Annotated in this window: 13 protein-coding genes; 11 read left to right on the forward strand and 2 right to left on the reverse strand. The window is 34.5% G+C overall.

Annotation, left to right across the window (positions count from 1 at the left end; genetic code table 11):
- Window positions 1-39: 39 nt before the first annotated feature.
- From K6T82_RS03075 to K6T82_RS03105, 7 genes are all read left to right on the forward strand, one after another.
- Window positions 40-2,778 (forward strand): substrate-binding domain-containing protein, encoded by a 2,739-nt coding sequence (locus K6T82_RS03075; RefSeq protein WP_223704545.1) that lies wholly within the window; start codon window positions 40-42, stop codon window positions 2,776-2,778.
- Window positions 2,779-3,007: 229 nt separating this feature from the next.
- Window positions 3,008-4,363: a sugar porter family MFS transporter gene (locus K6T82_RS03080; RefSeq protein WP_223704546.1), complete on the forward strand. Its 1,356-nt coding sequence runs from the start codon at window positions 3,008-3,010 to the stop codon at window positions 4,361-4,363.
- Complete coding sequence (locus K6T82_RS03085) at window positions 4,329-5,939, forward strand: glycoside hydrolase family 32 protein (protein ID WP_223704547.1); 1,611 nt, start codon at window positions 4,329-4,331, stop codon at window positions 5,937-5,939. The genes K6T82_RS03080 and K6T82_RS03085 overlap by 35 nt, the downstream gene beginning before the upstream one ends.
- A 140-nt stretch (window positions 5,940-6,079) precedes the next feature.
- Entirely contained in the window at window positions 6,080-7,696 is a 1,617-nt protein-coding gene (locus K6T82_RS03090) for a glycoside hydrolase family 32 protein (RefSeq protein WP_223704548.1), read from the forward strand.
- A gap of 3 nt (window positions 7,697-7,699) precedes the next feature.
- Window positions 7,700-10,804, forward strand: a complete 3,105-nt coding sequence (locus K6T82_RS03095) for a SusC/RagA family TonB-linked outer membrane protein (RefSeq protein ID WP_223704549.1) — start codon at window positions 7,700-7,702, stop codon at window positions 10,802-10,804.
- A 15-nt stretch (window positions 10,805-10,819) separates the two neighbouring features.
- Window positions 10,820-12,511 (forward strand): RagB/SusD family nutrient uptake outer membrane protein, encoded by a 1,692-nt coding sequence (locus K6T82_RS03100; RefSeq protein WP_223704550.1) that lies wholly within the window; start codon window positions 10,820-10,822, stop codon window positions 12,509-12,511.
- Between the two features lie 48 nt (window positions 12,512-12,559).
- Window positions 12,560-13,462, forward strand: a complete 903-nt coding sequence (locus K6T82_RS03105) for a carbohydrate kinase family protein (protein WP_223704551.1) — start codon at window positions 12,560-12,562, stop codon at window positions 13,460-13,462.
- A 63-nt stretch (window positions 13,463-13,525) separates the two neighbouring features.
- Here K6T82_RS03105 and bioB read toward each other — a convergent pair whose 3' ends face one another.
- Window positions 13,526-14,515, reverse strand: coding sequence for a biotin synthase BioB (gene bioB / locus K6T82_RS03110; protein WP_223704552.1), 990 nt, complete (start codon window positions 14,513-14,515; stop codon window positions 13,526-13,528).
- Window positions 14,516-14,855: 340 nt separating this feature from the next.
- Between bioB and K6T82_RS03115 the strand changes: the two genes are divergently transcribed.
- From K6T82_RS03115 to K6T82_RS03130, 4 genes are all read left to right on the forward strand, one after another.
- Window positions 14,856-17,579, forward strand: a complete 2,724-nt coding sequence (locus tag K6T82_RS03115) for an alpha-L-rhamnosidase (protein ID WP_223704553.1) — start codon at window positions 14,856-14,858, stop codon at window positions 17,577-17,579.
- Between the two features lie 580 nt (window positions 17,580-18,159).
- The gene (locus K6T82_RS03120; RefSeq protein WP_223704554.1) at window positions 18,160-19,284 is read left to right on the forward strand and encodes a sensor histidine kinase; all 1,125 of its coding nucleotides are present in this window, start codon (window positions 18,160-18,162) and stop codon (window positions 19,282-19,284) included.
- A gap of 144 nt (window positions 19,285-19,428) precedes the next feature.
- Window positions 19,429-19,824 carry a ribonuclease E inhibitor RraB gene (locus K6T82_RS03125; RefSeq protein ID WP_223704556.1) on the forward strand — a complete coding sequence of 132 codons (396 nt, stop codon included), beginning with the start codon at window positions 19,429-19,431 and terminating at the stop codon, window positions 19,822-19,824.
- Window positions 19,825-20,106: 282 nt separating this feature from the next.
- Complete coding sequence (locus K6T82_RS03130) at window positions 20,107-20,919, forward strand: formate/nitrite transporter family protein (RefSeq protein WP_223704557.1); 813 nt, start codon at window positions 20,107-20,109, stop codon at window positions 20,917-20,919.
- Window positions 20,920-20,961: 42 nt separating this feature from the next.
- On the opposite strand, the gene K6T82_RS03135 is transcribed toward K6T82_RS03130, so the two are convergent.
- On the reverse strand, window positions 20,962-21,483 hold the full coding sequence (locus K6T82_RS03135; protein WP_223704558.1) for a hypothetical protein: 522 nt from the start codon (window positions 21,481-21,483) through the stop codon (window positions 20,962-20,964).
- Window positions 21,484-21,640: the final 157 nt, after the last annotated feature.

The raw sequence follows: 21,640 nt of genomic DNA on the forward strand, positions 1-21,640 counted from the left end.
CTGTTTTCTTAACTTACTATTTACCAAACCTCATACTTCATGTATCAATTTATAAAATATATTGTACTGTTTTTTGCAGTATCGTTAAGTTTAATTTCTTGTAAACAAAAACAGGGAGACAAAATTAAAGTCGGTTTTTCGCAGGCCATGACTACAGACGACTGGCGAAAACAAATGAACAGTTCTATTAAAATTGAAGCTTCTTTAAGACCAGAAGTCGATTTAACCATTAAAGATGCTAACAATAATGTAACGAAGCAAATAGAAGATATAGAACGCTTTATTTCTAACAAGGTAGATGTTATAATTGTATCGCCAATTCAATCTAAACCGTTAACGGCTGTGGTAGAAAAATCAATCAAAGCGGGAATTCCGGTTTTGGTTGTAGATCGAAAAATTGAGGGGGAGAATTATACCGCTTATTTAGGTGCCGATAATATTGAAATTGGCAGAATTGGTGCTCGTTACATCATTTCTCACAGTAAAGGATCTGGGAAAATCGTAGAAATTACGGGTGCTGCTGGATCTTCGCCTGCTTATGAAAGAACATTAGGTTTCAATCAGGTTATAAATGAAAATAAGCATTTTAGTATTGTAAAAACAATTCAGGGCGATTGGGAGAAAGAATCGGTAAAATCTCCTCTAAAAGCAATTTTACAGCAAAATCCTGACATCGAATATATTTTTGCACACAACGACCGAATGGCTTTAAGTGCTTGGGAAACAGCCAAAACATTAGGATTAGAAAACAAAATCAAATTTATTGGTGTCGACGCTTTAAACAGTGTAAATGGCGGAATCGAATTGGTAAAAAGCGGTGTTCTTGATGGAACTATTTTATATCCAACAGGAGGAAATGAAGCTTTAAAGTTAGCTTTGAAAATTTACAATAAAGAATCGGTTTCCAAAAATAACATTCTGAATACAATTGTTATAGATAAGAATAATGCTGAAATTATCGAAAATCAGATGGATAAAGTCGATCAGCAGCAATTGGTTATAGAATCACAGCAAGGTGCCATAAAAGTGCAGGAAAAAGAATATGCTTCACAGAATAATCTGGTTCGTTTGTTGAGCTTTTTTCTTGTAATCATCTTGAGTTTAACGATTTACAGTATTTATTCGACGATTTCTATTTCTAGAAAAAAGAAACAATTAGAAAGAATCAATCAAACGGTTATTGATCAGAATAATGAAATTCAGGAAATGGCTTCGCTGGCGGCAAAAAGTAACGAAGCAAAATTGGGCTTTTTCACCGGGCTTTCGCATGAATTTAAAACGCCAATAACTTTGATAATGAGTTATGTGGAATCTTTAATAGAAAATGAAAAAATCAAAGGAACGACGCTAATTGATGAAGTAAAATTAATCCATAAAAACTCCAATCGTTTGTTAAGATTGATCAATCAATTATTAGATTTTAGAAAAATTGAAGAACAAAAATTTACTTTAAGAGCTTCCAATACTAAGATTTATGATTTTACGAATGATGTTATGGCTAATTTTAAAGGAGAAGCCGCTCGCCGAAACATCGATTTTCAATTGATTTCAAAAAATAAAAATCTGGAACTTTTTATTGATCGAAGTTTAATGGATAAAGTGTATTTCAACCTATTATCCAACGCTTTCAAATTTACACCAGACAACGGAAAAATTACGATTTCAATCATAGAATCTTTGGACAATACAGTAAAAATTCATTTCAAGGATTCTGGTATCGGAATTCCTGAAAATGAACAATCTAATGTTTTTAGTCCGTTTTTTAAAGCATCCAATAACAATAAAAACAGTTCGGGAATTGGTCTGCATTTATCAAAAGAATTTGTGCTTTTACACAAGGGAAATATCGAATTAAAATCGAAACAAGGAACCGAATTTGTTCTTACATTATTGAAAGGGAATGAGCATTTGGGACATTCGGAAATCGTTCAAAAAGGAGAAAATCTAAATAATATTCAAAGTTTTGTAACTGATACTATAGATCTCGAATCAGAATTGAATGAGCTGCATACAGTGGCAGATTCAGAAAAGCATTCTCTATTAATTATAGAAGACAATAGCGATTTGGTAACGTTCTTAAAAGCCAAATTATCAAACGAATATATTGTGAATATTTCTGATGGAAGTGATGCAATTGAAAAAGCCTTAGAAATTATTCCCGATATTATTATTTGTGACATCAATCTAGTGGATAAAGACGGTTATGAAATCAGCAAAGAATTAAAGAAAGACTTACGTTCGTCTCATATCCCAATTATAATTTTAACGGCGCAAAGCAATAAAGAATCGGTTTTAAAAGGATTGCAAAGTGGTGTAGACCAATATTTGACAAAACCTTTTAGTCTTTCGATTTTAAGACAATCTATTTCGAGCTTACTTTTCAATCGTGAAAAACTACGTTATTATTACACCAATAACATTTATCGTGTAGAGCCAGAATCTAAATTCGGAAATCAGGAACAGAATTTCATTACCAAAATGAACAGTATTATTGTGTTGAATGTCGAAAATCCAAAATTCTCGGTAGAAGAATTGGCCGATAAATTGGGTGTTTCTAGAGTACAATTATACAGAAAAGTAAAAGCCATTATCGGAATCAACATCAGCGATCATATTAATAATGTCAAATTAGAAAAGGCAGCAGAGCTTTTAAAGTCAAACGAGATGAATATTTCTGAGATTGCATACTCACTTGGATTCTCTTCTCCGAACTATTTTTCGACTGCATTTAAGAATAAATTTGGAATTTCACCAAAAGAATACAAAGCATCCAACTAAAAATACTTTGAATAGGTTTCATTTTATGTATCAATTTTGAAACTTATGTAACACAATTGAAACTACAAGGTTTTCGTAAATAAAATTTTGACTACGTAAAACGTTGTAAATAAAGGTTTTGAGTTAAAAATATCAATGTTTTAATATTTCTCTAAATAAATTGTAACATCATTAAAAATAAGTTGATTTTTTTGCAGATATCTTAGCAACAAGTTTTAATACATGTACAATGAATAAGATATTGATTTGGTCTATTACTGCTGCACTGGCAGGTTTTCTTTTCGGTTTTGATACCGTAGTTATTTCTGGAGCTGATAAACAATTACAGCTTCTTTGGCATTCTTCTGATGCTTTTCATGGTTCTGTTGTTATGGCAATGGCTTTATGGGGAACTGTTGTTGGAGCTATTTTTGGAGGAATTCCAACCAATAAATTAGGACGTAAAAAAACATTGTTCTGGATTGGTATCTTATATTTTGTTTCTGCAATTGGAGCCGCTTTCGCAAATGATCCTTTTGTATTTGCCGCTTTTAGATTTATAGGTGGTTTGGGAGTTGGTGCTTCAACAATTGCTGCGCCGGCTTATGTCTCTGAAATTGCTCCAGCAGATAAACGCGGAAGATTGGTCGCTTTATATCAGTTTAATATTGTATTGGGTATTTTAATTGCTTTTATTTCAAACTACTTTTTAAAAGATATTGGAGAAAATGCCTGGAGATGGATGATTGGCGTTCAGGCAATTCCGTCTTTTATTTATATACTTTTCATTTTGGGTATTCCAGAAAGTCCACGTTGGTTGTTGTCTAAAAACCGTGACGAAGAAGCACGCAAAGTTTTAGCCAAAATTGATCCATCAGCTGATGTTAATGACTTAATGGATGATTCTCGTGAAAATGGCGTGGTGAAACACGAAAATATCTTTATGAAAAAATACCGTTTTCCTTTAATCCTAGCTTTTTTAATTGCCTTTTTTAATCAGTTTTCAGGAATTAATGCGTTTCTTTATTACGCGCCAAGAATTTTTGAAGAAGCAGGTTTAGGACAAAATACAGCCTTATTAAGCAGTATCGGAATTGGAGTTACAAATCTTATTTTCACCTTAATCGGTGTGGCATTAATTGACAAATTAGGAAGAAAGTTGTTAATGTACATTGGCTCAGTTGGATATATTATTTCGCTTGGTTTAGTTTCGGCTGCTTTTTATTACAATTGGGGCGGACTTTCGGTTCCTATTTTCCTTTTCTTGTTTATTGCTTCTCACGCTATTGGTCAAGGTGCCGTAATTTGGGTTTTCATTTCAGAAATTTTTCCAAATCACATTCGCGCATCGGGACAAGCATTTGGAAGTTCTGTGCATTGGGTTTTAGCGGCGATTATTCCGTCTTTGATTCCAATGTTGTTTTCGGAAATTGGACCAGAAGTCGTATTCCTGATTTTCACTTTGATGATGGTTTTGCAATTATTATTCGTAATTTTTCTAATGCCAGAAACCAAAGGAATTTCTCTGGAAGTATTAAGTGAAACATTAACTAAAAAAAATATCAGAAAAAATGAAATCAACGAAAATGTCGTTCGCTCTTTATAGTGCTTTAGTATTGTCGATTGCTGGCTGTAAACCATTTTCAGCATCGGCGCAGACAAAGGTTTTACTTTCGACTGCAATTGAAGAAAAAATGTATCGTCCAAATTTTCATTTTACACCAAAAAAAGGTTGGATGAATGATCCAAACGGAATGTTTTATGCCAACGGATATTATCATTTGTTTTACCAATATTATCCAGATAAAAGTGTTTGGGGACCAATGCACTGGGGGCATGCTACCAGCAGAGATTTGATAAAATGGGATGAACAACCGATCGCGATTTATCCTGATAAAGACAAATATATCTTTTCTGGAAGCGCTGTGGTGGATGTCAATAATACCTCTGGTCTGCAAATCGGGAACAATGCTCCGATTATTGCCATTTACACCTTGCATGATATGACAAAAGAAAGAGAAGGCAAAATAGATGTTGAACGACAAGATATTGCTTATTCTAATGATAATGGTTTTACATGGCAGAAATTTGAGGAAGGAAATCCTGTCGTGAAAAATCCTGGAATTCGTGATTTTCGTGATCCAAAAGTAACTTGGGATGAAACGCACAAACAATGGATTATGGTTTTGGCAGCGCAGGACCGCGCGCAGTTCTATAAATCTGCTAATCTTAAAAACTGGGAATTTTTATCTGAGTTTGGAAAAGATATTGGCGCTCACGGAGGCGTTTGGGAATGCCCAGATTTCTTTCCAATAAAGGTTGAAGGAACAAAAGAAACCAAATGGATTTTAATTCAAAACCTAAATCCGGGCGGACCAAACGGAGGTTCTGGTGTGCAATATTTTGTGGGAGATTTTGATGGAAAAACATTCAAACTCGATCCTGATTTTGCTAAAAGAGTCGATAAAGAAAAAGCTGTTTGGGCAGATTATGGAAAAGACAATTATGCAGGCGTAACATGGAATAATGTTCCAAGTGCAGACGGAAGAAGATTGTTTATCGGATGGATGTCGAATTGGGAATATGCACAGCAAGTTCCAACCAATTCATGGCGAAGCAGTACCACAATTGCCCGCGAATTGAAGTTGGTGAAAAAAGGAAATTATTACAATTTAATAAGTAATCCGGTTAGAGAATTGGATTATTATATTACAGAAACGAACAGAACAAAAACTTTAAAAGGAAAAGAGAATTATACTTTAGTCGAAAATGAAAAAGTAGATTTAACACAAGCCATTGTAAGTTTAGAATTTAAAAATTTAAAACAGGAAAATTACACTTTTGAGCTTTCCAATTCAGATGGAGAATCTTTGAAATTCGGACTAAACAACAAAGAAAATTACTTATTTGTGGATCGTTCTAAAGCCGGAAAAAATGATTTCTCGGATAAATTTGCAGCAACAACTAGCAAAGCTTTTTTAGATGGAAATCAGAAAGAAGCTGTTTTCAAAATTATTCTGGATAAAACTTCTATCGAAATATTTTATAATAATGGAGAAAAAGTAATGACGGAAATCTTTTTCTTAGAAAAACCATTTACAGCGCTTTCGGTTTCTTCTAAAGAAAAAATGGAAATTAATAATGTATTAATTCAAAAACTAGATGTTTTGAAAAAGAGTTAAAAGAAGCATCTAAATTATTTTCCTTTCGTTAGAAAATCATAAATCAGTCGCAATAACCACTAGAAAGTGTTACGCTTTCCGACCTTTTATGCTTTTTTCTGAAATAAAAAAACTTCTAATTATCAACCAATAAAAATCAAATGAAACTAAACCATTTACAATCGCTTGTTGTTTATACTGCTGCAGTATTTTTTATAACAAGCTTCGAATTTTCTGCTGTCATAGCACAAACTAAATCAGTTGAAACTACAGTTGCTAAAGAAGCAGAATTGTATCGTCCGAATTTTCATTTTACACCAAAAAAAGGCTGGATGAATGACCCGAACGGAATGTTTTATGCCGACGGTTATTACCATTTATATTTTCAGCATTATCCAGAAAAGAATGTTTGGGGTCCCATGCATTGGGGGCACGCCATAAGTAAAGACATGATCAAGTGGGAAGAACAGCCCATTGCGATTTATCCTGATAATGAAAAATATATTTTCTCTGGAAGTGCCGTTGTCGATACGCAAAATACTTCAGGTTTTGGTAGTAACGGAAAAGCGCCAATTGTTGCCATTTATACGTTGCACAATATGGAAAAAGGCAAAGAAAATAAACTCGATACAGAACAACAAGATATCGCGTATTCTACAGATGGCGGATTTACGTATAAAAAGTTTGATGAAGGAAATCCAGTCGTAAAAAATCCTGGAATCAGAGATTTCCGAGATCCAAAAGTCTCTTGGGATGATGTTCATAAAGAATGGATAATGGTTGTGGCGGCCTCAGATAGAGATCATTTTTACGGTTCTAAAGATTTAAAAACTTGGAAATTTTTATCTGATTTCGGTAAAGATTTAGGTGCACACGAAAGCGTTTGGGAATGCCCAGATTTCTTCCAAATTAAAGTAGAAGGAACCAATGAAAAGAAATGGGTTTTACTGCAAAGTTTAGGACAAGGCGCAGCAAACGGCGGATCTGGAACTCAATATTATGTGGGAGATTTTGACGGAACCAATTTTGTTGTAGATGCCAATTTCGAACAAAGAATAAAAAGAGAAAAAGCGGTTTGGATTGACTACGGAAAAGATAATTATGCAGGTGTAACGTGGAATAATATTCCGACTTCAGATGGAAGACGTTTGTTTATTGGATGGATGGTAAGTTTGGATTACGGAGGAAGCGTTCCAACAAATCAATGGAGAAGCAGCATGACAACGCCACGCGAAATGAAGCTAATCAAAAAAGGAAATGAATACAGTTTGATTAGTAATCCGGTAAAAGAACTGGATAAATATATTGCTAAATCTATTGAAAAGAAAACCCTGAAAGTAAAAGGCAAAACACCACTTTTTGAATCAGGAAAAATAGATTTAAGACAAGTGGTAATCAGTTTTGATTTAAAAAACTTAAAACAGGAAACCTACACTTTTACGCTTTCAAACAAATTAGGAGAGTCTTTAACTTTTGGATTGAATAACTCAGAAAACTATCTATTTGTCGATCGTTCGAAAGCAGGGAAAATAGATTTCTCAGACAAATTTGCTTCAATTGTTCATAAAGCCAAATTAGATCAGAATCAGAAAGAAGCGACTTTTAAAGTGGTTCTTGACAAAACTTCAATTGAAATATTTTACAACAATGGCGAAAAAGTTATGACCGAAATCTTTTTCCTAAACCAGCCATTTAACTCCATTTCGGCTTCTTCAAATGGAGGATTTGAACTTACTAACCTTTTAATTAACCAATTAAATATAAACCAAAACCAGTAATTTATGAAAAGTAAGATTATTTATTTTCTATTTTTCTTTTTTCCGATGTTTATACTAACGGCACAGGAAAACGGAATTAAAGGAACGGTAATTTCGTCTGATGACGGAATGCCTCTTCCTGGCGCGACTGTAACTGTTTCAGGAACGAACAACAGTACAGCAACCGATTTTGATGGAAATTTTTCCTTCTCAAATATTGATTCAAACGCTACAATTGTAGTTTCTTTTATTGGATATGCAGCTCAATCTATTCCGTTAAACGGACAAAAGACATTAAACATTACTTTGAAAGTAGACAACAATCAGTTGAATGAAGTGGTTGTTACCGGATATTCTAAACAAAAGAAAACAGATATTACGGGAGCTGTTGCTGTTGTGAGCATGAAGGAAGTCATGAAACAACCGGAACCAAATCCAATTAAGGCTTTGCAGGGAAGAATTGCCGGTGTAAAAGTTTCTTCTGATGGTTCTCCAAGTGGAGCCAATACAAAAGTGGTAATTCGTGGTGTTGGAACTTTAAACAATACCGATCCGCTTTACGTAATCGACGGAATGCCGACAAAATCAGGTTTACACGAATTAAACCCAAATGATATCGAATCGATTCAGGTTTTAAAAGATGCTTCGTCTGCGAGTATTTACGGTTCTAGAGCTTCAAATGGAGTAATTATCGTAACAACTAAAAAAGGAAAAGAAGGTAAAATGCGAATTAATTTCAGCACTTATACTTCGCTATCGAGTTATTCCAATAAATTGGATGTCATGAATGCCAATCAGTTTGGGCAAGCTTTATGGCAGGCAAATATTAATGATGGTTTAGATCCAAACAGTAATAATGTTCGTTATCAGTTCGACTGGAACACAGTTAATGGTAAAGCGCAGTTAAACAGAATTATAATTCCAGAATATTTGGATGCAGAACAAACATTAAAATCAGCAGATACCAATTGGTACGATGCGGTTTCTCAAACGGGAGTTGCTAATTCGTATGATTTATCGGTTTCTAATGCTTCAGACAAAGGAAGTTATGTTTTCTCTTTAGGATATTATGGAAATGAAGGTGTGGTAAAAACTACCGATTTTGAGAGAATTTCTGCCAGAATGAATGGTTCTTATAAATATTTTGATGGGAAATTAGTAATCGGTGAAAACTTCACTTTAAACAGAACAAATGAAGTTACAGATCCAGGCGTTTTAGATCCTGCGCTTCGTGCATTGCCAATTATTCCAATTCATACCGTAGACGGAATAGGCTGGGGAGGACCGGTTGGTGGAATGAACGACAGACAAAACCCAGTTCGTCTTTTAGAATATAATAAAGACAACAAATACGATTATCTACGTCTTTTTGGAAATGTTTATGCCGATTTAGAAATCATTAAAAATCTTCACATCAAAAGTAGTTTCGGTATTGATTACGGCTATTACAAAAAACGTACGCTACAAAGAAGTTATAAATCAGGATATCTACAAAACGATCAGACTTCTGTAACAATTGATCAATCAGTAAGCGATAGATGGACTTGGACAAACACTGCGATTTACAGTCTTAATTTCGGAAAAAGCAATTTGAATTTGATGGCTGGAACAGAAATGTACAAAGACACTTATGATACTACAACATTACGTAAAAATGACTTTTTGATCGAAACGCCAGACTATATGTATCCAGATGCAGGAACAGGAGAATCGTTTACAAGTGGAACTTCGACGGTTTATTCTTTGCTTTCGTATTTTGGAAAAGCAGATTATGAATTTGATAACCGTTATTTACTTTCGGCAACAATTCGTCGTGACGGTTCTTCTCGATTTGGTAAAAACAATCAGTTTGGTACTTTTCCAGCGGTTTCTGCAGGATGGAGAATCAGCAATGAAAGTTTTATAAAAGATAAAATTACCGCTATTTCCGATTTGAAATTGAGAGCAGGTTGGGGGCAAACAGGAAATCAGGAAATCAGTAATACTGCGGTTTATTCACTTTACTTGGCAACTTACGCAGGTGGAAGTCCGACTTGGGCAACTTCTTACGGAACGGCTTATGATATTGCTGGAAACGGAAATGGCTTGCTTCCTTCAGGATTCATCGCCACACAATCTGGAAATGATGATTTGAAATGGGAAACAACAACGCAAACCAACGTTGGTTTAGATTTCGGATTCTTCAAACAAAAATTAAGCGGATCGATTGATTATTACATCAAAAAAACAGATGATATTTTGGTTCTGCCAGCCTACTTAGGAGTAATTGGAGAAGGTGGAAATCGTTGGGTAAATGGTGCTTCTATGGAAAATAAAGGTTGGGAGTTTTCTTTAGGGTATCAGGATGAAACTTCTTTTGGATTAAAATATGATATTTCAGCCAATATTTCAGCCAATAAAAACAAAATTACACAATTGCCTGACGAAGTAAAAAACAATTATGGCGGAGACGGATTAAACGATAATATTTTAGGAAGACCAATTAATTCGATGTACGGATATGTTACAGACGGATTGTTCACGACTCAAGATCAGGTAAATAATTCGCCAATTCAGGAAGGAAAAGGTTTAGGAAGAATTCGTTACGTGGATCTTAATGGTGATGGTGAAATTACAGATAAAGACAGAACTTGGATCGGAAATCCAAACCCAGGATTTCAGTACGGTATCAATTTGAATCTATCTTATAAAAACTTCGATTTTACCACTTTTTGGGAAGGAACCGGAAATGTGGATGTTATTAACAACACCAAATACCAAACAGATTTCTGGAGTGTAGATGATGTGGGATCTAATAAAGGAACTCGTTTGCTAAACGCTTGGTCTGTAGACAATCCAAATTCTACAATTCCGGCTTTAACAACGGTAGATAGAAATGCAGAAAACAGATTTTCAACTTATTATGTAGAAAACGGAAGTTATCTGAAATTAAGAGTTTTGCAATTAGGATATAATCTTCCAAAAGATTTCCTGAAGAAAATAAACATGGAAAGTTTCAGATTGTATATCAGCGGACAAAATTTATTGATTCTGGATTCTAAGAACTTTACAGGAGTTGATCCGGAGAACGCAGGATTTGGATATCCGCAGCCAACCACCTTTACTGCTGGTCTTAATTTTACATTATAACAAAAGATTCAAAAAATGAAAAAAATACTATATACAGCAGGAATTTTAGCGATGGCTTTATTCGCTTCCTGTTCCGATTTTTTAGAAAATAATCCGCGAGGCGTTTTATCAGAAGATGATATTGTAACACCACAAAATATTGAAGGTTTTATGAATGCTGCTTATGCTCAGTTAGGAAACGATCATTACGATTCGCCATATAGTTTGTGGCCTTTCGGAAACGTTCGTTCAGATGATGCATACAAAGGCGGAAGTGGTACAAACGATATTCAGGTTTTTCACTTTTTTGAAGTTTCCAATAACATCAGACCTGATTTTGGGGAGTTGGATAATTTTTGGTACATCAGTTATGTTGGTGTCGGAAGAGCCAATAAAGCTTTGAAAGCCTTAGAACAAATTTCAGAAGCTGATTATCCTTTAAAGAAAACACGTATTGCAGAAATGCGTTTTTTACGAGCACACTTTTATTTCATGCTAAAAATCATGTTTAGAAATGTACCTTATATTACAGAAGATATTCCGGTTGAAGAATACAAAACCATTTCGAACGTAGCACTTTCAAACGAGGAACTTTGGAATAAAATCGCAGAAGATTTTCAGGCTGCAGCCGATGCTTTACCAGAAACGCAACCACAAGTTGGACGTGCAACTCAAAAAGCAGCTTATGCTTATTTGGCCAAAACACGCTTGTATCAGGCGTATACGCAAGATGATAATTTTAAAGTAACAGGAATCAATCAACAGCACATACAGGAAGTTATTGCGGCGACAGATAAAGTGATCGGAAAAGCTTCTTTGGAACCTGATTTTGCCAATAACTTTTTACCTGGAAGTTATGAAAATGGTCCAGAATCCATCTTTTCAATTCAGTTTTCGGATAACGACGGGACTTTGTATGGAAGATTAAATTTTTCAGATGTGCTTTCAACGCCACAAGGTTTAGGATGTTGTGATTTTCATAAACCAAGTCAAAACTTAGTAAATGCTTTTAAAACAGGAGCAGACGGTCTGCCTCAGTTTGATACGTACAACAATCAGGATTTTGATTATAAAAATAGAAATGCCAATACGGTAGATCCAAGATTGTATCATACGGTTGCAATGCCTGGTTTACCTTATAAATACGATCCAGAATATGTGTATGTAGAATCTTGGGTTCGTTCTCCAGGTACTTACGGTTATTTTGCTTCTTTAAAAGAAAACGTGGCACCAAGCTGTAGTTGTTTTGTAAACATTGATCCTTTTTACGGAAATTCAAAAAACAGAATTCAGATTCGTTACTCAGATGTGATTTTGATGCGTGCCGAAGCTTTAATCGAAGCAGGAAGACAAGCCGAAGCTTTACCACTAATTAACGAAATCCGCCAGAGAGCAGCTCAAAGTACAGGAAGATTACCTTATGCAACCAACTTTAATATTCAAACTTATGTTGATGGTGTAAATTGCAATTGGACACAAGATTTTGCCCGTAAAGCAATGCGTTGGGAACGAAGATTAGAATTGGCGATGGAAGGAAGCCGTTTCTTTGATTTGGTTCGTTGGGGCGTTACCGATCAGGTTTTGAATACTTTTTACGCTGGCGAAAAAACAAAACGTACGTATTATCAAGACGCTTCGTTTGATGCACAGAAAGAAGAATATTGTCCAATTCCTTTAAAACAAATTAATTTCAGTCAGGGACTTTACAAACAAAATCCTGGTTATTAATCAGTAACGGAATTACAATCCGAATAAATAATATTAAATAATTTTAGAATGAAGAACGGAAAAAGCCTTAAGGCGGCAGCTTATGGAGAGGTGCTTTGGGATGTTTTTGAGAATGAGAAAAAGATTGGCGGCGCACCGTTAAATGTGGCTTTGCGAATGAAAACATTAGGTTGCGAAGTGGCGATGATTAGTTGTGTTGGAAATGATGAAGATGGAAAAGCAATAATCAATCAAGTCAAAAGTTTGGGACTTGAAACAGATACAATAGTTGTTGCAGAAGATTTTCCGACAGGACTAGTCAATGTTACTTTAAACGAACGTGGTTCTGCTAGTTATGAAATCAATTATCCTTCAGCTTGGGATAAAATTGTTTTGAATGATTCGGCAAGAAAAACGGTTGAAGAAGTCGATGTATTGATTTATGGAAGCTTGGTTTGTCGAGATGTTATTTCTAGAAATGCCTTAGAAGAATTGCTAAAAATCAATGTTTACAAAGTTTTTGATGTCAATTTGAGAAAACCGCATTATTCGTATGAAATTCTAAACCAATTAATGCAATCGGCCAATTTTATCAAATTTAATGATGAAGAATTGCTGGAAATTGCATCTGCCCTGAATTCTCCTTTTGATACTCTGGAAGAAAACATGTATTTTATTCTTGAAAAAACAAAGGCAGAAGCCATGTGTGTGACCAAAGGAAAACACGGTGCATTATTGCTTTGGAAAGGTCAAATTTATGAAAATGAAGGATATCCAGTTAAAGTTGCAGATACCGTGGGGGCGGGAGATTCTTTTTTAGCGGCGTTGATTACTTCATTATTAAATGAAAACGAACCTCAAAAAGCAATAGATTTTGCCTGCGCAGTCGGAGCTTTAGTTGCTGAAGCACCAGGGGCAAATCCGAATATTTCTAATTCTAAAATAGAAGATTTGATGATGAAGAAAGTGTAAAAGCTCTTTGTTTCTTTTGTGAAAGCCTTAAACAGTTTTTTATTGTTTAAGGCTTTTTTTTATTTAGATTTTGGTACAAGCACTTTTACTTTTCTTCGTCAAAGGCTTCAATCCAAGATTTTGAAACATTTGCATGTCTTCTGATATTCCTGGATTTGGAGTTACTAGTAAGGTTTCGCGTTCTCCTGTAAAAATAGAATTGGCACCTGCCATAAAGCACCAAGCTTGTTCTTCTTCTGTCATTTCAATTCGTCCGGCACTAAGACGAACAATGGATGCAGGCATAACTATACGGGCTGTTGCAATCATTCTGACCATATCCCAAAGAGGTACTTTTGGATTGTTTTCTAATGGAGTACCTTTTACTCTTGCCAGCGCATTTACAGGAACAGATTCAGGATGAACAGGCATTGTAGCTAAGGTGAACAGCATAGAAACACGATCTATGGCAGATTCTCCCAAGCCAATAATGCCACCAGAGCAAACTGTAATTCCTGCCTTTCTCACATTATTAATGGTTTCAATACGCTGATCAAATTTACGTGTGCTTATGATCTCATCATAGTAACTTTCTGAAGTATCTAAATTATGATTATAAGCATATAAACCTGCTTCCTGTAGGCGTAATGCTTGTTCTTCTGTCAGCATTCCTAATGTACAGCAAACTTCTAGTCCGAGGTTGTTAACACCTTTTACCATTTCTATAACGCGGTCAAAATCCTTATTGTTTCGAACTTCTCGCCAAGCAGCCGCCATACAAAAACGTGAAGATCCATTTTCTTTTGCTTTTTGGGCATGTTCAATTACTTTTTCTGTCGGTAGAAGTGCCTGAACTTTAATGTCGGTATGGTAACGGGCTGCTTGTCCGCAGTAAGAGCAATCTTCTGGACAACCACCCGTTTTTACAGAAAGCAAAGTGCAGACTTGTATTTCTGAAGATTTATGCCAATCACGATGGACAGTCGCGGCCTCATAAACCAATTCTAGTAAAGGCTTATCATAAATGGACTGAATTTCTTCTTTGGTCCAGTCGTGTCTTATGGGTGTGTTCATTTTGTAACGTATTAAGATTGTTGTTTATGTAGGGTTTTGGAGTCAAAAGTACTTTCTTAATGTGTATTCAAAATGTACCGCTTTTTAAATTATAGATAGTCCGGTTAGTATTCCATTACCAAAATGCCGTATTTATAAGTTGTTGTACAAACCTTGTGTTTTTTATTGTTATAAAGTGATTTTTGAGATGATTCGTTGAAAAATAACACAATATGTAAATACAGGTAAAGCCTATCTTCTTTTATTTTGTATCAGACGACATACATAATTCCGACTTTATGTAAGTGATATTCTGAATAAGCAAACATAATTTTAGAATAAAATCAAATCAATCTCTACGATGAAAAAAATAATTTTTCTTTTCCTGTTTTTACAAATAATTGCGGTAAAAGCACAGACACAAGTAACCAATCTAACAACAGAGGGACTTACAAATCCATTAGGTATTGATAATCTAAAGCCAAATTTTAGTTGGCAATTAGTAGCCAAACAACGCAATACGATGCAAGTTGCTTACGAAATAAAAGTTGCAGAAAGTGAGACAGGATTCAGTAAAAATTTAGTGTGGACAACTGGTAAAGTGCTATCTGATCAATCGGTGCACATTCCTTATGGAGGTAAGTCTTTGGAAGCGGGAAAACGATATTATTGGCAAGTAAGAGTATGGGATAATAAAGGTAAAATCTCAGCTTGGAGCGGTACTTCTTACTGGCAGATGGGCTTATTAAAAGAAACAGACTGGGTAGCCCAATGGATATCTCCCGGTTATGAAGAAGACAGCCAGCGTGCTTCGCCTTTGTTAAGGAAAGAATTTGTTATTGGTAAAAAAGTAAAATCGGCAACAGCGTATATTACTGCACATGGACTTTATGAAGCGCAAATAAATGGAAAAAAAATTGGCGATAAATATTTTACCCCAGGATGGACAAGTTATAAAAAACGTCTTCAATATCAGGTATATGATGTTACCAATATGTTTAATACAGGAACTAATGCTATAGGCGTAATGCTTGGCAGTGGATGGTATCGTGGTTATTTTTCGCTCGGAAATTTCAAGGACATTTATGGGAGTGATATAAGCTTGTTGTTTCAGTTGCATATTACCTATACAGATGGCAGTACCGAAATTATCAACTCAGACAACACTTGGAAATCGTCAACGGGTGCCGTGCGCAGTTCAAACATATACGAAGGCGAAGTTATAGATGCCCGTTTGGAAAAAAACGGTTATGCGATGCCGGGTTATAATGATAAAGAATGGTCTGGAGTTGTAAAGCAGTCTTTTCCTAAAAATATATTAATAGGAACTTACAATGAGTCTGTTACCAGACATGAGAAATTTATTCCACAGAAAATCTTTAAGACTCCTAAAGGAGAGCAAGTATTAGATTTTGGTCAGAATCTTGTTGGATGGGTAACACTTAAGGTAAAAGGTGAAGCGGGACAAAAAATAACGGTATCGCATGCAGAAGTGTTAGATAAAGATGGTAATTTTTATACAGAAAACCTGCGAATTGCAAAAGCACAGGATATTTATATTTTAAAAGGAGGAAATCAGGAAACTTTTGAACCACATTTTACATGGCACGGCTTTCGTTATGTCAAAATCGAAGGATATCCAGGGGAACTTAAACCAGAAGATTTTGAGGCTTGTGCATTGTATTCCAACATGGAAAAAACAGGAAGTTTTACTACCAATAATGAACTTGTAAATCAATTGCAGCATAATATAGAGTGGGGGCTTCGTGGTAATTTTGTAGATGTGCCAACCGATTGCCCGCAACGTGATGAACGTCTTGGTTGGGTTGGAGATGCCCAGGTCTTTTTTCGTACGGCTTCTTTTTTAAGAGGAGTTAATAATTTCTTTGTTAAATGGATGAAAGATCTTGAAGCTGACCAGTTTCCAGATGGTAGTGTTACGCACGTAGTTCCAAATGTTTTGGCTGATTTTGAAAGAGGAAGCAGTGGCTGGGGAGATGCAGCAACTATAATTCCTTGGGATATGTATTTGGCTTATGGCGACAAACGTATCCTTGAAACGCAATATACAAGCATGAAAAACTGGGTAAATTATATCAAGTCACAGAGCAAAAATAATCTTTGGACCCAAGGCAGACAATTTGGCGATTGGTTATTTTATAATGTTCAAGACGATCTTTTTGGAGATTCTGCTATAACAAACAAATACCTTATAGCACAATGTTTTTATGCTCATTCGGTACAATTACTGATAAATACAGCAGAAATACTAGGAAAAACGAATGACGTAGCAGAATATAAAATTTTGCTTGGTGAAATTAAAAATGCCTTTTTAAATGAATATATCACTCCAAATGGTGCTACTGTATCAGATACTCAAACCTCTTATGTGTTGGCATTACAGTTTGACATGCTGCCTGAAAAACTTCGTCAGCAAGCCGCTGAGAGACTTGTAGCCAACATAAAACGATATGATACACATTTAACAACGGGCTTTTTAGGTACACCATATCTTTGCCATGTTTTAAGCCGTTATAATTATACAGATTTAGCATTCGAATTGCTGTTGCAAAAAACATATCCTTCTTGGTTGTATCCCGTTACAAAGGGTGCTACAACAATTTGGGAGCGTTGGGATGGTATTAAACCAGACGGTAGTTTTGAAAATGCTGATATGAATTCTTTCAATCATTATGCGTATGGTGCTATTGGTGACTGGATGTACAGAGTTGTAGCAGGTTTGGACATAGAAGGCGATGGAGTTGGGTATAAAAAAATACGTATTCATCCACATATAGGTGGTGATTTAACCAATGTTTCTGCCGATTATAAAACTCCTTATGGGAAACTTTCTTCGCACTGGGAAATAAAAAATGGCACATTGAGTTTAAAAACTGAAATTCCGGCCAATGCTACAGCTTTTATCCATATTCCTGCTAAATCATTAGATGGTATATCAGAAAATGGGAAGCCTTTGTCTGCAATTAAGGAAATTGAAATTATAGGTAACGAAGAAAACGGTATTGTAATTAAGGCAGGTTCTGGAGTTTATGATTTTCGAGTTCCATATTCTTCCAAGAAATGATTACTATTGAATAATTAAAGAATAAACAAGATGTTTTTAATTATAAAAATCTACGGAATCTGATTAGAAATTAAGTCTAAAAGAAATGTAAAGCGGAATGGAAAGTTCCGCTTTTTTTATTTATCGTTTTAAACTTCTTGTTTGTCAATTACTCGACTGGAATTTGGGCAGTACAAATCGAAACACAAGATTTCCTATAGCTTTCAAAATAGTTTATGGATCGACTTTGTACATGATAAAATTGACAATATGATAGCTTTGTAAAGTGTATCAAATTACGACAGCTAATATCATAAGGTAAATAGTGTTTTTTTTGTAAGACTACTTCTTTGTTTTGACATTGTTTTTCCTGAGGATAGCGTTTTTAGCGATTCTATTCCTGTTTGTAAAAACTTAACATTGAAATACATATAGAAATATATAGATTTGCGCGCAATTTATTAACACATAAATAATGACTAATTTAATGTTTTAGTTAAATGTAGGGGTTTGTGTTTATGATTTTGTTTTTATAGTTGTTTAATCATCAAGAATTATTTGGAAAAATAAAATAGTACTGAATGTCTATTAATTTACAGTTATGATGGATTTTATGTGTATTGAAGAAAGTTTTGAAGTTTCGACTTCTGAATTAAAAAAGCTTGTTGATCTGCTGCCGTATCCTATAATGATTTCTGAGGATATGCAAACTGAAAATGCCTGCTTGTTTTTCAATCAAAATTTTGTAAATAAAATCGGCTACCAATTGTCTGATGCTTCAAATACACAGAAACTTACTGAATTGCTATATCCAGAAGAAAACTATAGAAAAGATATCGAAGAACAATGGAAATTGAGACAGATAGCTGTAAAAGAAAAAGGGAAACGATTTGTAAAAATTAAAGCGCAACTCACTTGTAAATCAGGCGAGAAGAAATGGTATGAAATCAAAGAATCAATTATAAATGGATTGCATATTACCGCTTTTGTAAATATAAACAGTGATGTATTGCTGCAGGAAAAATTAAAAAGGACAAATGTCAACAACGACAGAATGTTATCTATTTTAGGTCATGATCTAAAAAGCCCTATTTCTAATCTTATTGCAATTTCCTTTCTGGCAGAACAATCTGAAATATCACAACAAGAATTTGTGTCGTTAATGGGGCGCGTTAAAGAACAATCGACAGAAGTTTTAAAATTGCTTGATACGACTTTTACTTGGGCGAGAATGAATTTTAATACGATGCAGCACAATGATTCAATTGTAGATATTAATTTAATACTAGAAAACGTCCTTAAAATTTACAAATCGGCCCTAGAAAGCAAGAATATCCAAATCTTCATAGAGGTAAATGAACTCGGGAATTTGTTTATCGATGCTGAAATTCTAACGATAATTGTTCGGAATTTAATTTCAAACTCAATTAAGTTTACACCAAAAGATGGGACAATCTTTATATCTGCCACAGCAAATAAATTGATTATTAAGGATAATGGTATTGGTATGACTCCTGAAATGATTGCGCTGATACTAGAGAATAATTATTTTACAAGAAGAGGAACAGCTAATGAGAAAGGAATTGGTGTTGGTCTGCAACTTGTTCAGAATTTAGCAGAAAAAATTAACTGCAAACTTCAAATAGAAAGCGAGGCAAACAGAGGAACTACGATAGCCATAATATTTGAGGACTGTATCGTAAACAAAAATTTAAATAAATCTTAATGTTTAAATTAAAAAAATTGACTTTCGCCAGCGCTGAGCATTCGCATATCTACTTCAATGTTAAGTTTTTATTACCAGCTTCGTTGTGATATGATAATTATATATGTTTGTTTAAAAAAGTAATCTAAAATAATACGCCATAAAATGAATATCTTAAGTTTTCTAAAACCTAAAAAGAAAAGAACGCTATCTGAAAATGATTTAAACGCAAATCTGGACAGACATTACAGAATTGCAACGGAATCTCTTGTAAGTCTTCGTGACATTGGTGTTGAAGAAGAAGATGAATTAAAAATTGATTATTTCTTTTTCTCAGATACTGTTGAAAAAGCACAGATTTTAGAAACAGAGATGAAGAATATGGATTTCATAGTAAATTACGGAACGGCTTCTCATGATAAAAGTCTTTTTGTAATCTCAGGGAGAACAAAAAAGATTAGAATGATGCATGAGTCTCTAAGTAAATGGGTTACAGATATGTGTCAGTTAGGTCATAAATACGACTGTACTTTCGACAGCTGGAAGATAGTTTCAAAATAGACAAGAGCAAAAAAGAGCAGCTTAAAACTGCTCTTTTTTTATAAATATCCTCTGAGAATATTTCTCAATGGGCGCAAATAAAAATGGCGATGTATAGTTTACATCGCCATTTTTATTTTAAAAAAGCTCAAAATAATTTAGTGTATTAATAGAGTACGTAATTAAAATATTAAAAAACATCTGTAAATACGTATTTTTATTAAGTATTAATACTTATATTTGTACGTATAGCTTTTTGAAGTTAAATCGGTAAATGAATAATTAATCTAAATTTTTAAAAATATGATGGACTATATAACACCTCATGAGGTTGCAGAAAATATGATGGCAACAGCAATCAATAAATCGAAATTAAGCATTAAGGATTTATTAATTAGAGGAGCACTATCGGGCGCTCTGCTAGCAATTTCTGTTGCTCTAGCCTTGATGGCGACGACACAAACTTCACTAAGTCTAATTGGTGCATTTGTGTTTCCTGTCGGATTTGTAATTATTGTTATCCTTGGTCTTGAATTAGTTACAGGAAGTTTTTCATTAGTACCGTTAGCTTGGCTTGAGGGTAAAATTTCGGGTTCTAAAATGCTTAAAAATCTAAGTTGGGTATTTATCGGTAATTTAATTGGAAGCTTATTGTTTGCCGTTTTGTTTTGGGCAGCTAGTACAGAGACAGGGCAGATAAAAGAATTAGGGTTAATTGAGCAGGCGATAATCAAAATCAGTGAGAAAAAAACTATTGGTTATGCGGGTCACGGAATGTTGGGACTCTTTTCTGCTTTTGTGAAAGCAATTCTCTGTAATTGGATGGTTTGTATGGGAGTAATTATGTCCATGACTTCAAAATCAACATTAGGAAAAATATTAGCAGCAGGTATTCCAATTTTTATCTTTTTTGCATTGGGGTATGAACATGCAGTTGTCAATATGTTTGTAATTCCGGCAGGGATGATGTTTGGCGCTAAAGTAAGTATTAGTGATTGGTGGTTTTATAATCAGCTGATAGTTACTGCCGGAAATATCGTTGGAGGCTTGCTTTTTACGGGTATGGCGATATATTATACCCATACCAATAAGACAAAATCTATTACTAATGAATAAATTAGGATATTGCAGAGAGGCATATGTAAAGAAATATTTTAACTAAAAGCTATTGGCCGTTTTAAAAGCTTCAGAAGCAGTATGAAGAAGAGCTTCTTTTTCATATACTGCATTATAAAGCGTTTTTTTCTGTCTTGCTAATGTTAACAGCTTGTCTTGAGCATTCTTTAGTTCATCATCTTTTAATGATCGAAGAAGTGCCTGCTGTTCTATTTCTTTTCTATCATATACATGAAGTTCTTTAAGTGATTGGTAATAGGCAAGCGAAGCAGTTTTTAATTGCTCTCCTTCAGGAATGCCGTCGGTAGAAAGTTTCTGGATATCAGCAATAAGTGAATCAAACTCTTTCGCCTGCTGATCTACGGTTTTTAAGGCATTTTTGTAATCGTCTTTTTCTAGATATTTCAGTTTCTTTTCACCAGAACCTTCTTTTCCGACAATAATCTCAAAGGCTCTGCGTTCGGCTCGAACGAGCGAATCATTAAAATCAGCTGCTTTAGATGACTTACAGGAGCTTATAGTTACGAATAGAAATGCTGTTAGAAAAAAAATACCAATCCTCATGATTATTATGTTTTATAGATTGTTTTTATAGAAAAAAAATATTCTCTAAATCTTAGGTCATTGATGCTGGTAAAATTAATTTTCACCAACTTTATTTACTAAGTTATATATTATAAAGGACTTATAAAAAAAAATAGAATTAGAATTCTAAATAAAT

It is taken from the genome of Flavobacterium potami, from assembly GCF_020026915.1.
GTDB classification, from domain to species: domain Bacteria; phylum Bacteroidota; class Bacteroidia; order Flavobacteriales; family Flavobacteriaceae; genus Flavobacterium; species Flavobacterium potami.

Bases quoted from the DNA above. Each gene is read 5' to 3' on its own strand.
- K6T82_RS03075 (WP_223704545.1), top strand. From the start codon at position 40: ATGTATCAATTTATAAAATATATTGTACTGTTTTTTGCAGTATCGTTA.
- K6T82_RS03085 (WP_223704547.1), top strand. From the start codon at position 4,329: ATGAAATCAACGAAAATGTCGTTCGCTCTTTATAGTGCTTTAGTATTG.
- K6T82_RS03125 (WP_223704556.1), top strand. From the start codon at position 19,429: ATGAATATCTTAAGTTTTCTAAAACCTAAAAAGAAAAGAACGCTATCT.
- K6T82_RS03100 (WP_223704550.1), top strand. From the start codon at position 10,820: ATGAAAAAAATACTATATACAGCAGGAATTTTAGCGATGGCTTTATTC.
- K6T82_RS03120 (WP_223704554.1), top strand. From the start codon at position 18,160: ATGATGGATTTTATGTGTATTGAAGAAAGTTTTGAAGTTTCGACTTCT.
- K6T82_RS03080 (WP_223704546.1), top strand. From the start codon at position 3,008: ATGAATAAGATATTGATTTGGTCTATTACTGCTGCACTGGCAGGTTTT.
- K6T82_RS03090 (WP_223704548.1), top strand. From the start codon at position 6,080: ATGAAACTAAACCATTTACAATCGCTTGTTGTTTATACTGCTGCAGTA.
- bioB (WP_223704552.1), bottom strand. From the start codon at position 14,515: ATGAACACACCCATAAGACACGACTGGACCAAAGAAGAAATTCAGTCC.
- K6T82_RS03130 (WP_223704557.1), top strand. From the start codon at position 20,107: ATGATGGACTATATAACACCTCATGAGGTTGCAGAAAATATGATGGCA.
- K6T82_RS03105 (WP_223704551.1), top strand. From the start codon at position 12,560: ATGAAGAACGGAAAAAGCCTTAAGGCGGCAGCTTATGGAGAGGTGCTT.
- K6T82_RS03115 (WP_223704553.1), top strand. From the start codon at position 14,856: ATGAAAAAAATAATTTTTCTTTTCCTGTTTTTACAAATAATTGCGGTA.
- K6T82_RS03135 (WP_223704558.1), bottom strand. From the start codon at position 21,483: ATGAGGATTGGTATTTTTTTTCTAACAGCATTTCTATTCGTAACTATA.
- K6T82_RS03095 (WP_223704549.1), top strand. From the start codon at position 7,700: ATGAAAAGTAAGATTATTTATTTTCTATTTTTCTTTTTTCCGATGTTT.